Here is a 16,783-nt window from a genome sequence, read left to right on the forward strand (position 1 = left end):
GCAGCCGTGCCCCGGGTGGGGCGTGCCCAGATCAGACGAGGGTCCAGTCCCGGGGGCTGTGGTTGAGCAGCCGGGGGCCCTCGGCGCTCACGGCCACGATGTCCTCGATGCGCACGCCGAAGCGGCCCGGGAGGTAGATGCCCGGCTCCACCGAGAAGACCATCCCGGGCTCCAGGATGGTGGTGTTACCGCGCACCTCGAAGGGATGCTCGTGTACCTCGAGGCCGATTCCGTGCCCGACGCGGGTGATGAAATACGGCCCGTAGCCGGCCTCGGTGATCACGGCGCGCGCGGCGATGTCCACCGATTCGGCGGAGCTGCCGGCGCATGCCGCATCGATGCCCGCCTGCTGGGCCTTTCTCACGAGGGCATGCACTGTGGCGAAATCGCGATCGGCCGGCTCACCGATGCAGTAGGTGCGGGTGGAGTCGCTGAAGTAGCCGCTGGGGGCAGGACCGCCGATGTCGATGACCACCGGCTCGCCGGCATTGATGACCCGCTTCGACTGCTCGTGATGGGGGCTGGCGCCGTTGGGGCCCGAGGCCACGATGACGAAGTCGGGACGCTCGTGGCCCTCCTCGACGATCGCGCGGGCGATGTCGTCCCCCACCTCGGATTCGGTGCGCCCAGGGCGCAGCCATTCGGCGATCCTGGCGTGCACCCGGTCGATCGCCGCTCCGACGGCTGCCAGCGCCGCGAGCTCCTGGCGGCCCTTGCGCATCCGCAGCGCCCTGATGGCCTCTGCGGCGGGCGAGACATGCAGGTGCAGGTGGTTCTCGAAGCTCAGCGCGTGCATGGCCGGCATGAAGTCGTCCACGCCGATCGCGCTCACGGGGCCGAGCCGGTCCGCGACGAGCCGATAGGGGTCCTCGTGGTCCTCCCAGGTGGGCATCTCGATGCCGAGGCGCTCGGCCGAGGATCCGGTCCAGCCTGGGCGCTCCAGGGCTGGCACCACGAGGAAGGGGTCGGCCTCGGCGGGAGCGACCAGAGCAGTGAGTCGCTCGTGGGAACCCTGGGAGCGGCCGATGAAGTAGCGCAGATCCGCCCCTGGGCTGACGATCACCGCATCGAACCCATGATCGCCGGCTGCAGAGCGGAGGCTCTCGAGACGTGCTCGCAGGTCGTCGGTGGTGGGGGTCCAGGTCAATGCGGGATCGGTCATGGGGGCCAGGTTATCCCTGGCTGGTCGGGCCTGGGCAGCATGGAGACGGTCGGCTCCAGCACGTTCATTCTCTACCGCGTACTCTTTCTGCCCCGGGATTGGATCGAGCCCCGCTTGTGGGCGCGAGCAGCCACACGTGCGTGAGAGAAGGACCGCTTCTGACAAAGGAGACGCGGCAATCCCGCCGGCGACAGACCTGGCCGGTGCGTGGTGACGATGGCAGTGAGCCTGACGCTGGCGGTGCGGCTGTTCATGCGCCGGGAGTTTCGGGCGAGCACCGGCGCCCGCGGAGATGGCCCGCGCGAGAATTCTCGGACGCGACGAGGCCCGACAGGTCCAGCTCAGGCGGTGGCCGACGAGCCGTTCCCCGAGGCGACAGGGGTCGAGAGTCTGTAGAAGCAGAATGGCACCACCGAGAGCAGGCAACTCGCCGCGGGCACCAGGGTGATCGAGGCGAAGAGCACGTTCTGCATGTGGCGAGTTATCTGAGCACCTGAATGGTATCCGGACACCACCACCAGTGCCCCGAAGACCATCACCGAGAGGGCGTTCATGAGTTTGCCGGTGAAGGTGAGTGTCGAGAACGAGATGCCGTCATTGCGGATGCCGGTGCGCCGCTCCATGTCGTCCACGGCATCGGCGATGAGGGTGACCTGGATGACCATGAAGATGCCCAGCGCGACACCGCTGAGGGCCACGAACGCGAGGAGGAGAGCAAAGTTCTGGAAGCCGGCGAGGAACATCACGAGGTAGAGGAGGGCCGCCGCCAGCGAGCTGCGGATCATGAGGTCCTTGCTCGTCATGTGCCGCAGCAGTAGGGGCGTTGCGAGGGCGGCGACGACCATGCCGACGATGACCGCGGCGCCGATCGCGGTGAAGCTCTTCTCGGAGCCGTAGGCCACGACGGCGAAGACTGCACCTCCGGCCTGGATGATGCTGCGCCCGAAGCCGATCGTCGATCCGAGCAGGACGAGCAGCAGCGGTGTGTTGTGCACGAAATTGGTGACCAGGATCCGGAAGGTCAATGCGGCGGTACCGTCGGGGCGCGTGCGTTCGCGGGTGTTGACGAACGCGAGGAGGTAGAGACCCATGCCGGCGAAGGAGGAGACGGCGACGGCGAGTGTCCATCCATGGGCTGTCGTGGTGGGGCCATCGCTGAGTAGGGCGGCGAACCAGGGCATGCCGAGGGTGGCGACGCCCAAGGAGATGGATCCGGCGGCGCGGACCTGTGAGATGGCCTTGTTCCGCTGGGCCGGGTCACTGAACGCGGAGCCGATGACGCCCCAGTAGGGCACATCGCATGCGGTGTAGGCGATGCCCCAGGCGAAGAAGCAGATGCCGAAGTAGACGAGCTGAGTGGTCTGCGGCGCCTGGGGTACGGCGAACAGGGCGGTGGTGAGCCCAGCGACCGGCAGGGCCGAGAAAAGGATGTAGGGCCGCATCTTTCCCCAGCGGCTGCGGGTGCGATCGACGATGGTGCCCATGATGGGATCGCTGAGGGCATCGAAGACCTTGGCGGCGGTGATGATGCTTGTCACGACGGCCATCGCGGCGACCGACAGATGCACGTACTCCAGCAGGTAGACAAGGATGAAGGTCGTGACGGTGGTGATGATGATGCTCTGGCCGAAGCCGGCGATCACCACCGAGAGCGCCTGGATGCGGGCTGGGACGGATGTGTGCACCAGGTCCATGGTTGGTCCTTGTCGGCGGCGTGCGGGTGAGGGTTCAGTGTGAGGGGGACGGGCTGGGGATAGTCGGGGCGGTCCACGTCGGGGCGAGCTGGCCAGCCCAGTGGTCGGCGGCCGCTCGGCCGGCTGCGATGGCGTCGGGGACTGCACGGGGATCCATGAGGATCTCGTCACGCACCCCGGACAAGGCGATGTGGGTGACCTCGCAGCCGCTGGCCGCCAAGGCGGTGATCTCGTCGCGACGCGCCTGGTGCTGGGCTGGGGTCGTGAGATCGGTGGCCAGTGAGGTGACGATGACGTGGTGGGCGCCAGCTGCCAGATCGCTGTGGGTCGAGGTGCCGGCAACACCGCCGTCCATGCAGAGGCGATCGCCGATCTGCTGGGGAGCGAAGATGCCGGGGACGCAGATGCTCGCGGCCACTGCGCGTGCCAGGCTGACCGCGCCGCGGCGCAGCACCAGTCGCTCGCCGGTGTAGCAGTCGGTGGCAGTGATGAACAGCGACCGGTGGGGCCAGCGGGTGCCCACCAGCGCGCCCAGTACACGGCGAATGCCGTGCGGGTGGGGGATCACCGCCGCGAGACTGGCGTGGCCGACGCGACGCACAGCCTCAAGTGTTCCGTCGTTGAGCTGGCTGAGCTCATAGGCCCGCTGGGCACTGGGGGAGGGGGCTCCGGAGCCGAACAGCTTGGTGAGCTGGGGGACCGCGAGGAGAGCGGTGACACTCTTGGCGAACAGGTCGATCCGCCCGGTGCACAGCAGGGCGGCCACCATGGCCCCGGCCGAGGTGCCGATCACCCTATCGGCGCGGCGCAGGTCGATACCCCTTGTCAAGAGGCCCTCGTAGAGTCCCAGCTGCCATGCGATGAAGTAGACACCTCCACCGCCGAGCACGAGAGCACGAGGAGCGTCCGCTGCGGGACGAGTGGAGAAGTCGATGGGTCTGGCGAGAGGCTCAGCCGGCTCTGGGCAAGACGAGTGAGGAGTAGCGGGCGAAGTCATGAGACCTCCAGAGTTGCCACGCGAGGACCAGATCGCGTACGCCGGATTCAGGCAGACTTGTGAACATACTAGAGGCGCGGGCCGGCATTGCTCATGTTCTCCAGCACGAAGCAGGATGTCGGTTCGATGCCTCCCTACGAGGGGCATGGCATGACGAAGGCCTTTAGGAAACCGGCGGTCTGGTAGATGGACTGGTCGACCCAGTCCCTGAGCCGCAGGCGTTGATCGACAGCAACTACGGAAAAGTCTCCTGGGTAACATTTCCAGAAAATGAAACGAGCCCTCATGACCTGGGGAGCAAAAGTCAGGATGACAGCCTTCTTCACTTCGTGTGTCCTTGCGTATTGAACGAGCAACGATGCTTCACCTCGAGTTTTCAGCGGTACTGGTATGGCACAAGTCGCGAAACGTTGGTGGCAGATCTGTAGTCTTTCTGCACTGAACTCCTCACCGGGTGGGCTAACGGAAACAAGGATGTGGGACGCAACTCCGGATTCTCGGAGCTGCTCAGCAGTCAATAAGCGTTCACGGGTCGGGGGGCCAATCACGTAAATGAGATCCGCATGCGAGGTGTTGCCACCTGGGGGGGATACATACAGAAGAAAACTAAGAGACACGACCAGTGTGAAAACACCGAGCAGCGCTGCCAAAGACTTCAGGAGCCTTCCCGTTAACTTCGTCACCGAAAACCTCTAAAGTGTTGATGTCGATAAGCTGTAGGCGGAATGCAAACTGGTGCGGGGCGGGGCGAGCAAAGAGAGATAATATTGTGAGTCGACGCCGAGTGGCGAAGCTCTGTTGAGTCCTGGGCGTGCTCAGCCGGAGGAAGAGCGCCTCGCAAGCCAGGCCTGATCGCTATCTGTACGACATTTCATGGCATTGACACTCCCCTCGAGGATACGTCTGTCTCGTGGAGCAGCCCAGGCCACTCCGATTTTCCATGTTGCAAGATCTTCGACTGAGAGAAGATGGAGTTCTCACGGTCCAGCCGCTACCGGATGACAGTGGACCCTGAACCACCCGACGCCCTTCACCGGCGACACTGAAATATGACCGGTCTTCGGTGTAGGTTTTGCACACAGACATGGGCGTCGTATTCATCCGAGCAGCGAGATCCAGTAGTCACTGGCTTCTGGAATGGGGCTCCTCTGGGTGAAGGGTTCCCGGTCTACTGGCTACTCCCATCCGAGTGATGAATCCGGAACTAGGAATGGCGTCCCCCGGGACTCCCATTATGTGGGGAGCTTGTGTTGGTACTGCGCTCACGGCGAGGAGCATCCACATCAAGGGGAGTGAGATGTTTGGCTCGGCGATGACCTTTGCGATCAGGAGGCTTATTAATGCAAAGGCAGTGGAATGTCTCGAGGGAATGGCGAAACTCTTGAAAAGAGTCCGTGCAATCAGGATGGCGAAGATTATCGTTCCGATGATCCCGACATTGGATAAGAGAGCCATCAAGAAACTGGAGGGCCTGCTGCTGCCCAATCCGACACCGAATCCAAGGGTGTTTCGAAGAATGGTAACCGAGAAATCATTGGATGCATTCCGATTGATGAAGGAATCACTGCTCGTCTTGTCTGCAAAGATCAATGAGAATCGACCAAGGATTGTTCCCGAGAGACCGACAATCACGCATAGCCCGAGGAGGATGACGAGAATCACTCGAATTCGCACCGAGTGGGACCGTATGAACACGACGAGGCCATATAGTGCAATGGCGACACCCACCCCTATGAGCGAGAGAAATGCGGTGCCCGAACTCGAAAGCCAAACAAGAGCGATCGACGCGCACGCAAAGGCCAGATGAAGAGCGCCACTCGAAAAGGACCTGGATCTTCCAAATTCAATCAAAAAGAATCCGACGGCGCAGATTGCAAAGGTGGCAAGGTATGAGGGTTCCCCATAGATGCCAGAGAAGCGAACAACATCTCCCACAGTTGACCCATAGTCCTCTCCCACGTTCAACTGAAGAAGGGAACGAAAAGAGAGTGGGGTGAACTGAACTAAGAGATACTGCGCCAAATTGATTGCCACACCGAACATCATCATTATCGAAACGAGCTTGGTGACCTCTTCCCAATACCGATAACACTGAAATATCACTAGCGTGCCTAGGATCACGTAGGCACTCTGAGCGAAATTCTGGATCGATAGCTGGAGAGGGCTGGGATCAGCCACTTGAGCATCGATTCCCGCGCTCGGCAAGAGCACCGGCGTATTCGCCATAACAAGAGGCAGGAAAACGGCAGTGAAACAGCTATAGACGCAGAAAAGCACAGCTGTGTTCATGATGTGCTTGCTGTCGGCGTCCGGCGCCGGAAGGCGTTGTTTCCTCTTCGCAATTACTGGAACGATGACAACTCCCATCGCGCCGAGAATGAAGAACGGCGGAATGACGCTGGTGGCAGTCACTTGGATTGCTGGAAGGTTAAGGAATACCGCTGAAATGGCGAGCGCATAGAAGTAGAGACTCAGGCGACCCAAAACCAAGGCGACCATGCCGGCGAGTATTGAAATCCAGCCCATGAGCAGAATGTGCACAGAATCTTACCAATCTAGTAGGCGAATCAATACTACCCTCAATAGAGACGTCGCTGATCGGCTTAGCGAGCTTCTCGGGCGCATATTGCCAAGTATAATACCAAGAGGTGATCGTGCGCGCGACGCCTACCGAGGCCCAGACGGCGGCCGGCGACGGCAATGACATGCGGATTCGGGGGCGTGCAGAATCGTGAGACGCACGACTGAGCATCACGACTGAGCATTGGGTAGGACGTGGTGAGCGGTCGCCTCACCACCTGGAGGACCGAGCGAGAGACCCGCAACGAGGCGACGTTGGACTCCGAGGGCCAGATGAACGAGCAGGTGGCCGACTCAGTGACGTGTCCAGCCTCCAACCTGGCAGGGGTTTCCTGCGTAATGACCGAGTCCATGGCTTTGGGCCGCGAAGTGAGAGACGCCGCGAAGGCAAGCGAAGGGGCGGAGAGGTCACCGATCTGCAGCGATCTCTCCTTCAGCCGTCTGCGGTCGGAGGGCGTGACCGTGCCGAGTGAATCACGGGCGTCGCAGTGGTGCCGTCGATCTCCAAGCAGGCCAATCGCCAAGGCCGTCGTGAGACGAGGTTGCTTGCGACGGAGAATCCTCACGCGGTCTGGAGCGGTGTTCCAGACCGGCGGCGCCTCGCACGGGTGTCTTGGCTTCCCGGTGCTCGTAAGGGCTAGCATGAGTGCCATTGCGTCTGGAAGGGCCGAGCCACCCAGACACGGATGCCTGATGTGGACCCTCGCCTGGAGAACCGGAGCAAGCTGTGGTTCGTGCACATGACCCGACGGGTGATGCTCGACGACGAGGCCTCGTTCCCGCGCGATTGTGGACACACTCATGAACCCGCTCATGAATCAAAGTGCAAGCTATTCTGTCGCGCCACATATCGAAGCCAAGATCATCGTGAACTGGATCGAGCGCGGGCACACTCGGCGAGGAAGCAGGGCATGTTTGATCGCTCAAGGTGATGCAGTCTCTGATCGCTATTACGGTCCCTCTTCCAACCATCTGACGGACAAAGGGATTCTCACCGCCTTCGGGGGAGAATACCCTCTTGCCTCGGTGGTGCCGGCATCGGGGGAGGCCTTGATTTCACCGAAGGAATTGCACCTTCGAATGGCGCCAAGGGAACACTCAAGACAGATCTCACAGACGTCTCTGATCAGTCCACGCGATCCCCAAGTAATTCTTCCTGGTCCGCTCGTCGTCTCCACAACTCGTCGCAGCATGAGTGCCGAGGACGGTTCGAGTCTTGTGCGGGGCAAGTGCAAAATGAGCCAATACGGAACGGTTTGTGAGGAATAATGGACTAGAAGTCCTACAGGGAGTTCAGAGGGTACAACAGGGATCGCAGATCGCCACTTTGGAGATATGCATGCTCGTGGTTAATATTCAAGCCTCGCTTCGACTGAACTAAAATGTTCTGGTAAGTGGGACTTCCAGGCGGCACAAAGGCGACTGAGCTGCGATCATGCCGTGAATCGTTGCGAAGCACCCGATCTGCGGGAGCTCTGGCTATTCAATGCACATACTCGCCGCTGGATGAGAATCCACTCAAAAACAGGAATATAGCCATGATTGATATTCTCTTTGTAAGCACAGCATACGATCCGGATCTGCTTGGCGGGGCCGAGTTCTCATTGCGTGAACTCGCCCGGGAGCTCCTGGAGAAGGGTTTCTCGGTTCACGTCGCATGCCTTGGCATCGAAACTACTACAGAGCGGATCGAGGGAGTGGTCATTCATCGGTACAAGAGCAGAGCCTTCAAGTCCCTTGTCTCAAGAAGAAACCGTAGTATCCTCTCGCGAGCCATGTGGCAATTAGCGGATCTCTCAAGGATAGGAGAGGCTCGATTCTTGCTCTCACTGAAGAGGGAACTCCGACCGAGTATTGTTCATTTCAATAACATCTCAGGTTTCGGCTGGCTCGCCTGGTGGGTGTTCCGTAAGCAGCCTACAGTACATACTGCCCGCGACTACTCGCTTCTCTGCACTTCTGCCACTGGGGTCCATGGCAATGAAATATGCTTGGGGAGCAGGTGGCTCTGTCGGGCGCTGAAATCAGTGTACAAGATTCCTCGTGTCCAACCCTCTGTGGTCATTGGGGTCAGCCGATTTGTGGGCGACACGCTTGCTGACCGGTCGGTCACCGGAAGAAGCTTGCCGAACTCATTTGTATACAATCGTCCAAGTAGTCTCTCCCCGGAGATGTCAGATAAGGCAACACACGCCTCAGGGGCGGGGGTGCGATTTGGCTTTATGGGAAGAGTCTCGCGCGACAAGGGCGTTGAAGTCATCGTTGAAGCATTTGCTCAACTGGTACGCACTGGGGGTCTTCCTGAGACTGCTCAACTGATCATCGCGGGCTCCGGGGAGCCAGACTTCATTCGTTCAATAGAGATGCGGACCACGGATCTCGCTGCCCGTTCCCAGATCCAGTTCACCGGTCAACTGAACGTGGCAGACTACTTAGCGACCATAGATGTAGCGCTCGTTCCAACCCAGTGGCCCGAGCCGTTCGGTCGTGTCGTGGCCGAGGCGCTGCAGAACTCGGTTCCGGTTATCTACTCCGAGGTTGGCGGGATTCCAGAGGTTGCCGAAAGATTCGGTACTCGATCCAGGGGCATCAAAGAGTTTAATAATCCACGGGAATGGTCGCTGGCCATGATGGATGCCCAAGGGTGGCGCGCTCGAGACATGCAAGGGCATGCTTGCGTGAAAGAGCCGATCGCGAATCCAACAGAAGAGTACTTACAGATATATAAGAGCCTCGGATTCCTCGATCCTAGCCCTCGGTCCTAGATCTCAGGTCAATGAGAAGGGCTTGTCCCCATCGAAGTTGCACACAGGGCATGATTGGATCTCCAATTGTGGTTGAATAGCAGGAATATGGCGTTCAGGACGCCCGATGTGTCTGTGCCGGGGCATCGGTACATCCCCTTCGAGCCAGGATCATTGCTCTCAGTTATCTCACCATACGCGAGCGACAATTCTGGCCACCTCGAGGGGAGGTCACTCTCGAGGATCGGCGCATCTGCCGGGCCGTGTGTCTTGAGATGTGGAAAGGCTGCTCCCCCACGCGCCTTTCGTGTATACCGCGGTAGCGCTGGGCAGCGGGATCCGGGGAATGAGTCAAGTTCTCGAAGATCCAGGGAACGAGCGATGATCTCGACCATTACAGTATGAGCCGCCATGTAGTAGATTGTTCGATAGGTGGTCCGTTCAGGTGCAAAGCAGTGGGGGTCAGATGGCAGGAGCGATAGTCCAAGAATGGATCTCCGTTTCGGGTGGCTCCGAGCGCGTCGTGTCGGCCATGGCCGAGTCACTTGGTGATGTTGACATTTACACGTTGTGGAACGATGATCCGGATCGGTTTCGGAACTACCACGTGTATGAGTCGATGCTGCGCAGGCGCCCGTTCCGAGGACACAAGGCTCTCTCGATTCCTCTCCAACTCGGCCTGTGGCGCAGATTACGCCCGAGACGGGCTTATGACTGGATGCTCGTCAGTTCACATCTGTTTGCCCATCACGCCAGATTCATCGGTGAATATAGGGATATAGCCAAGTATGTGTACGCGCATACTCCAGCAAGATATATATGGGAGCCTTCCTTGGATGCCCGGGGCTCCAAGATTCTTCCTCGAGTGGCATCGAGCGTGTTGCGCCCTCTGGACAGGATGCGCGCTCAAGAGGATCACGCACTGGCGGCTAACAGTGAATTCGTTCGCCAAAGGATTCAATCGACGTGGCATCGAGACGCGGTTGTGATTCCTCCCCCCGTCGACGTCGAGAGGATCTCCGAAGTGCGTGACTGGACGACAATGCTCTCCGCGGGAGAATCCCGTACTTATGCTTCCCTTCCCGATGAGTTCATTCTTGGAGCCTCGCGTTTCATCCCATACAAGAGACTCGACTTGGTAATCAAGACCGCGGCGGTGGCCGATATCCCCGCTGTCATCGCTGGAGATGGCCCAGAGCTGGAGCATCTCACTGCTATGGCGCGGAGTGCTCAGGTTCCAGTACAAATCGTCCGGGCGCCGTCGGATGCTCTTCTGTATGCGCTCTATCAAGCAGCGAAGGTCTTCGTGTTTCCGCCGGTCGAAGACTTTGGAATTATGCCGATTGAGGCCCTCGCAGCTGGATGCCCTGTCGTCACAGGTCCGGTTGGGGGGGCATCAGAATCGTTGGCATCTGTCGGCCTGAGCGGCGTGGCCGCGAGTCTAGAGCCACAAGATTTAGCTCAACAAATCGATATCGCGAGTCGAGGACCGAGGTGGATGAACTCGAAGGCCGCGCAGAGGTTCTCAAAGGGAAAGTTCGTCGACGCGCTGCGCACATGGATGTCGATACGCCATTAGGATTCAGCATTAATTTCTGTATCGTTGGACTCCGTCACACCTAGATGCACGAAAAGGAAAAGGGGCGATCATGATTTTGTTCTCAGATCCGTACGAACTGCGCGGAGGGGGTCAGGTCTGTCTGGAATACATGCTTCAAGACATGGTTACCCGAGGCCCCCAGGCCTTCGGTCTGGTCATGCCGCCAGCGGGTCGGAACAAGATCTCGATCCCGGGGCGGTGCCAGGTGTTCGATAGTCGTGATGATTATCTGCGCAGGGCGAAGGACGATGATTCCGTGGTCGTCATCTCGAATGCCAATAGGGGCTTCCCGAGAGACCTGCAGTTTGCTAGGCGTTTGCGAAATTCTGGCCGCAAAGTCAGGACTGTAGCAATTGTTCACAACTACCCACTGGACCCAGTCAAGTCTGCCGCCACGCGGGCATCACTTTCTCTTTATGATACCGTAATTGTGGACGAGCCCGGACTGACGAAACTCTCAAAGCGCGCGATAGCTCCGGCGTGGGTGGCTCCAGTAATCCATGATGCTCCGCCGTGGACGATCTCGGAATCGCCCGTCAAGTTTACGGGGATCATCAAATCGTTTGGGCGTCCCGACCCTTCAAAGGGTCTCCATTACTTGCCTGCAGCCTTCCGCGAGCTGTCAGGGCGTGGACTGAACTGCAGAGTCGCTCTTGGAAATTCGCTGGAAGGCAACGAGAAGTATACCAGCGGACTGACGAAGTCGTTGGCGCCCTGGCTGGAGGAGGGGTATCGAACCCAAGAGTGGATCAACCCGGGTGATATTTTCATCGTTCCCTCGATCGGCGGAGAAACTACTTGCCAAGCGGCGCAGGAGGCGCTCTTGCGAGGTGCATATCTGGTCGCTACGCGGATCGGTGTTCTGCCTTACATGTGTCCAGAGGGGGGAGGGATTTCCGTCGTTCCCATGAAAGATTCCTCTGCAATCGTTCACGCTGTCATCACGGCGACCGAGCTTGGGGGACATGAGTTTGATCTGTCTGTCCGTCGAAGCGCAAGTCAGATTATTCGCAGGTCTGGTCGCTATTACGATGAAATCGGGAGCATGTTCTATCGGTTCGTTAGCGAATTCTGATGTCAGGGTTGGGGTGCCAGTGATTGTCATTAATGGCCGCTTCCTTACCCAGCCGCTCCGTGGGGTCCAACGATTTGCGGAATGCCTTGTTCAGGAATTGAGCGGGTTGCGAAATGATCTATGTGTCGTGGCACCTCACGGGGAACTCCGTATGCGCGAGATTGGTGGTCTTCCGGTTTACCAGTGGGGGCATCTGTCAGGCTACCTGTGGGAACAGATCGAGCTTCCGCGTTTTCTTCGAAATGCCAATTCGGAACTTGTGCTCTGTTTGGGGAACACCGGTCCAATCGGCGGTCGTGGCATGGTTCTCGCACTTCACGACGTTACGTATCTGGACTTCCCCGGCGGATACCCCTTCGCTATGCGCCTTTGGCTGAAGACCATGACGCCTATCCTCGTGAGGAGGAGTCGGGAGGTGATCACCGTTAGCCATACAGCGAAGCGGCAGATTGTGTCGCATTATCCCGCGGCAGGGAACAAAATCGCCGTGGTTTCAAATGCGGTCTCAGGGGAACTCACTGGTTCTGGACCGGAGACGGTTCAAAGACATGACTTTCTCGCGTTTTATCATGCGAGCGAGAGTAAGAATTGCGCCATCCTGGTGGAAGCCTTTCGTGCGCTTCCCAACGAGACGTTGCGTCTCGTTGGTCCGGCCCCCGAGTCCCCTGTCCCCCCCAATGTGATCCCACTTGGCCGGCTCAATGATTCACAATTATTGGATGAATATCAGCACGCATTGGGATTCATTATTCCCTCTTTGTCTGAAGGATTTGGTATCCCGCCTCTCGAGGCTCAGGCGAATGGGGCAGTGGTATTGTCATCCAATGCATCCTCTCTCCCTGAGGTGTTGGCCGATTCTGCTTTGTTCTTCAATCCGCGGGATGTCTCTGACCTCGTCGACAAGATTAAGAGATTAGCGGCGGATCCAGCGCTCGTGACAAGACTCCGTAGCTTGGGAAGTGAGAACTGGAGACGCTACTCCTGGAAGAGTTCGGCTGAGAGACTCAACGAAGTTCTGAATTCCCTCAAGCGCGGCTCGTAAGCCACTCGCGAGATGTGGCTTTTTGATGGCGCAGCCTGACTCCACATTCTCGATCAGATTGTTTAGGATTTGCGAGTGCCAGCAGTTGCTGGCCTTGTCGCCCAAAGGAGGCCCCAGGACGGATCCGCACGAGCCACGATCCGTCGAAGAGCCTAGCCTCGGCCGGCAGTGCCCCGCGCCTGGCTCGGGTTTGAGTGGCGCGGCTCCAGTGTCGCCCAAGCGCACTGCCAAGCTGAACCGCAGGCTTGGGTCTTCACGGTCTGCGATCTCGCGCCGGCGGCGTCGGGAGGAGCCATCTGGTTATCCCGAGAATGTGAGGCAGAACACTCCAGTTCATTTGGGTGCCAATGAGGAAAATCATCCCGATGTCAGTTGCGAGGCCACCAAGCTGCGGGGCCTCCATCGAGGATGGCAGTACGCTGGACCATCGCTGAGAATTGTGAAGAGATCACCATTACGATCGTGATAAATATAGATCGAAAATACAATATGATTCTACCCTCTTCCTTTGATGCTTCTCCTAATATCAGCGATTTGCCAAATGACCACCAGAAACTCCGCGATAGCCACCGACCACATTGCCCCAGCTGCACCGAAAAAAGGGACGCCAAGGAAGAAAAGTGCCGCCCAAGATACTGCCCCTATAATCGCACTTCGAACTATCGTCTGGTATCTCCCCAGGGCGCCAAGACAACCAAGACCGCTTGATTGAGATATTAGTGTCGAACCCAGTGAAATTCCCATGGCACAAGAGATCGAGAGACCGAGCTCGAGTTGACCGCGGCTGAGCACCTCGGCTATCCAACTGCCGAGCACAACCAGAGTCAAACACGCGACAACACCGACGGCAAACATGATTCTCACCGCTCTTCTGATTCTCTCGTTCAACTCTGTGCCTCGCGCCTTGGGCACCCAGCCTTGGACTACTTGAGTCAGCGGCCGAGCGGCTGCGCTGGCATACTTCACGACCCTGTCACCGAGGGCGTACACAGGAACTGCTGAAGGGTTGATAATCCCGAGGAACGTGACCGGTAAATTCAAGTAGGCTGAAGAAATCACTGCGCTGGCAAAGCCATCGCGTTGTATCTTGAGAGAGTCGACGACCATGCTCTTGCTTAACTGAACATCCTGGACCTCGGGGAGCTTGCGCAGGATCACCCGTGCACAGAGGATCAGCGAAACCAGTTGACCAATGAGTGTGAGGACGCCCATGCCAATCAGTGGATTTGTGAGAAGTCCAGCGAGCGGTGCAAGCAGGGTTGCGAGGGCTCTCGGAAGCGCGTCACGTAACAAGGCTGGCCTGGGTTCACCGGCACCTACGAAATACCAGAGCGACGAGAGCCCGGTGGCTGAGTAGGCAATGGCTATTGGGACCGTCACCATCCCACCGGGCAGCGTACCTAGCGCGCTGAGGAGCGCGATTAACAGCGATGTAGCCAGAAGAAGAATGAGACGAACGAGAACAGATACTCTGAACTCCGCCCTGCGACTCGAAGGATCGAGCCCTGCAATATGAGAGGGGCCAATGACCGCCCAACCAAACCCGACCACGACGGATGAGAACAGTCCTACGGACTGGCCTATCGCATACCTTCCCCAAGTCTCCGGACCGAACAGCGAGATTACCAGAGGAATGGTGAGTACGCCGGCCGCACCAGTGATCACCGAATTCGCGGCGAACCCACCTAATTTGCTCGCAAGGGGTCGTATCGTGGTGATGAATCTATTCGAGAGCGATGCGTTCATGCCTTCTCAATCGCGAAAGGAACATTCATGTGATGAGTTCAGCACCCTGGGCCTACTCCGCAGTCTGTGGTAGAGGATACTCTTCTCCGAGCCTTCCGCGTAGCCCGTTCACCGTTGACCCGATGATCCGGAAGAGCGTTCGCGGCTTTTGGGACACGGCTCCACCGGCGGTTATGAGGATTAATCTCACTATCAAATTCACGAAGAGGCGAAAATGACTTGTCCAAGAGTCGCAGCGCGCTCTCGATGTGAAGGCGGAATTCCTGTTCCTATAAAGGTATCGCCATAGCGTGCTGTCACTGGCGAATGGAATCATGAAGCTAGGAACTCGTGACTGGGTGTCCGGTTGCCAGACAATGATATCGTGAATCGGGATCTCACTGGAGTACAGGATCTGGACGCCGTTCTTCGTGAGTCTTTCGGTGAAGTCAGTATCTTCTTCATAAAGAGTGAGATCAGCTCGTGGCAGGATCCCCAGCGACCATACCTTGCGTGGTAGGAGGAGACCTCCCCATATTGCAGTGGGGATGGAGACCACGTTGAGGTCAGGAAACTTTACGCAATATTCGGGTCGAGGTCGGCGAAGCCTCAGTCGAGCCATAATCTTATCTTTGAGGTCGAAGCCCTGGAAATAGCCTGGAGTCAGATACTCGAAGTGCTCTTCATATGTGCCACCTGCCTGTCGAACAGAGGCAAGAGAATCGGGGTGCTCTGGACGCGCCAAGGAAAGGGCAAATCTTCCGGTGATGCGGTGGTTGATTCTCGCGTACAGTGCGGTGAGCCTCGCGATGAAGTTGTCCGGCAATGTATTGTCGTCGTCTAAGAGAAGAACTGCGTCCGCGGTGGAGGACCTGTATACGCTTTGGAGGCCACATTGGTAGGCTAAGGCAGATCCTCGATTCCTCTTGAATTCAATGATCCGGATATTGAGATCTGAATGCGCTTCGCTGTACTTGAGTATTACGTCTTTGGCGGCTTGTGTGCAGCCATTCTCTACGAAAGTGAAGTCTTTGATGCCCTCGCGTAGCGCAGAATCAAGAAGTTCAGCAAGCGATTCACCGCGATCACCATAGGTGACGCTTAGGATTTCTATTCTCAATGGACTTCTTTCTGCCATGGCGAGGGTATCGCAGTTGCGGTTCGAACATCTCAATAACGGGTCCGACAGGTTCTATATATGACTCGCAGAGAGTTTGCATGATGTTCATGACTATTGTGGATGAGTTGACTCTTGGCTAGCACTCTGTTTGAGAGGGGAATCCTGACACAGAAATGGGATCGAGGAATATGTCGGTAAATTCCTTCTTGCCTGTCGGGGACAGGTTGTGGCTGCCTTTGATTGTGTTGTCCTCGCATTTCAGAACATGTATTACCCCATCTGCTCGCACAGCAGCCCACCTTCATGGGAGTGACACCAATCCTTCGTGGTCCTGACGTAGTGACCCACGACGGGACCGCCGCAGTCGAGGTGAGTGTATACGCCTTTACATCGTGGTCGGTGTCACCTCAAGCGACGTGGAATTGCCGAAGGTCCATAGGCCTAGCATGGCGGCTATCCAAGGACCGGTGTGGGGTTGGTGGTCGGCGGCGATTACCAGCGTCTGGCGTCGGGGGGCTGCGACGACCCCGGCCGGGGGTCTCACTGCGCTCCGTGTGTGGCGTCGAGGCCATCTGAAGATGTTACGGCGCGCGACTCTACGTGGTGGCGGGGGGCCGAGAGCCTCGGCATCGTTTTTCGCCTCGTCTGCTTCTTTGGTCACGTCGAGCAAATGGGCTGAGCTCGGAGGTTCCTGGGACGGCACGTTACCGGTGGTTCTCTCCGGCTTGAACTCCTTGGTTAGCCGTCGACTTCTGTCCCTGGTTGAGTCCGCGGCTCAAGCGGAGAGCGGTTCTTCAGCGTCGCTGAGTCCGATTGCCATACCGGTTCGTGAGGAGCGTCCGCGGGGCAATGCGTGTGAGTACACCCAGGTTTGCCGTTGAGGAAGTGACCGGGGGAGTGGGCTGGGACCAGCGCTCATGATGGCCTCCGGCCGTTGTCCCCGTTAACGGGCTCTTCCCAGATGAGGGTGTAGGCGACGCAGCAGCCGTGGTGGGAGGGCGCGGCGCGTCGGTGCCCGGATAGTGGCCGAGGCCTTCCGAGGAT

At 58.4% G+C, this 16,783-nt stretch carries 10 protein-coding genes and 1 pseudogene; 5 read left to right on the forward strand and 6 right to left on the reverse strand.

All coding sequences use genetic code 11. The features are described from left to right. Positions 1–31 precede the first annotated feature (31 nt). The 4 genes from BMX93_RS03990 to BMX93_RS04005 all read right to left on the reverse strand — a co-directional run bounded on the left by BMX93_RS03990 (position 32) and on the right by BMX93_RS04005 (position 6,394). Entirely contained in the window at positions 32–1,162 is a 1,131-nt protein-coding gene (locus BMX93_RS03990; protein WP_091968300.1) for a M24 family metallopeptidase, read from the reverse strand. A gap of 341 nt (positions 1,163–1,503) precedes the next feature. Further along, positions 1,504–2,856, reverse strand: a complete 1,353-nt coding sequence (locus BMX93_RS03995; RefSeq protein ID WP_091968301.1) for an MFS transporter — start codon at positions 2,854–2,856, stop codon at positions 1,504–1,506. 34 nt (positions 2,857–2,890) lie between these two features. Beyond that, positions 2,891–3,853 carry a patatin-like phospholipase family protein gene (locus BMX93_RS04000; protein WP_177170057.1) on the reverse strand — a complete coding sequence of 321 codons (963 nt, stop codon included), beginning with the start codon at positions 3,851–3,853 and terminating at the stop codon, positions 2,891–2,893. A 1,122-nt stretch (positions 3,854–4,975) separates the two neighbouring features. Beyond that, positions 4,976–6,394, reverse strand: a complete 1,419-nt coding sequence (locus BMX93_RS04005; RefSeq protein WP_091968305.1) for a hypothetical protein — start codon at positions 6,392–6,394, stop codon at positions 4,976–4,978. Between the two features lie 1,577 nt (positions 6,395–7,971). Between BMX93_RS04005 and BMX93_RS04010 the strand changes: the two genes are divergently transcribed. From BMX93_RS04010 to BMX93_RS04020, 5 genes and pseudogenes are all read left to right on the forward strand, one after another. After that, positions 7,972–9,198, forward strand: coding sequence for a glycosyltransferase (locus BMX93_RS04010; protein ID WP_091968307.1), 1,227 nt, complete (start codon positions 7,972–7,974; stop codon positions 9,196–9,198). Positions 9,199–9,643: 445 nt separating this feature from the next. Further along, positions 9,644–10,180 (forward strand): annotated as a pseudogene (locus BMX93_RS13520) (glycosyltransferase); the annotation flags it as partial. A 21-nt stretch (positions 10,181–10,201) separates the two neighbouring features. After that, positions 10,202–10,756, forward strand: a complete 555-nt coding sequence (locus tag BMX93_RS13225) for a glycosyltransferase (protein ID WP_245725723.1) — start codon at positions 10,202–10,204, stop codon at positions 10,754–10,756. Between the two features lie 70 nt (positions 10,757–10,826). After that, positions 10,827–11,852, forward strand: a complete 1,026-nt coding sequence (locus BMX93_RS12670) for a glycosyltransferase (protein ID WP_143052805.1) — start codon at positions 10,827–10,829, stop codon at positions 11,850–11,852. Then, positions 11,809–12,894, forward strand: a complete 1,086-nt coding sequence (locus BMX93_RS04020; protein WP_245725724.1) for a glycosyltransferase family 4 protein — start codon at positions 11,809–11,811, stop codon at positions 12,892–12,894. Before BMX93_RS12670 ends, BMX93_RS04020 begins: the two co-directional genes overlap by 44 nt. Positions 12,895–13,389: 495 nt before the next feature. Here BMX93_RS04020 and BMX93_RS04025 read toward each other — a convergent pair whose 3' ends face one another. Together BMX93_RS04025 and BMX93_RS04030 are read right to left on the reverse strand one after the other, a co-directional pair. Further along, positions 13,390–14,640 (reverse strand): lipopolysaccharide biosynthesis protein, encoded by a 1,251-nt coding sequence (locus BMX93_RS04025; RefSeq protein ID WP_091968312.1) that lies wholly within the window; start codon positions 14,638–14,640, stop codon positions 13,390–13,392. 52 nt (positions 14,641–14,692) lie between these two features. Beyond that, positions 14,693–15,757 (reverse strand): glycosyltransferase family 2 protein, encoded by a 1,065-nt coding sequence (locus BMX93_RS04030; RefSeq protein WP_091968313.1) that lies wholly within the window; start codon positions 15,755–15,757, stop codon positions 14,693–14,695. Positions 15,758–16,783 lie beyond the last annotated feature (1,026 nt).

The sequence above is a fragment of the Propionibacterium cyclohexanicum genome (assembly GCF_900111365.1).
Lineage (GTDB): Bacteria > Actinomycetota > Actinomycetes > Propionibacteriales > Propionibacteriaceae > Propionibacterium > Propionibacterium cyclohexanicum.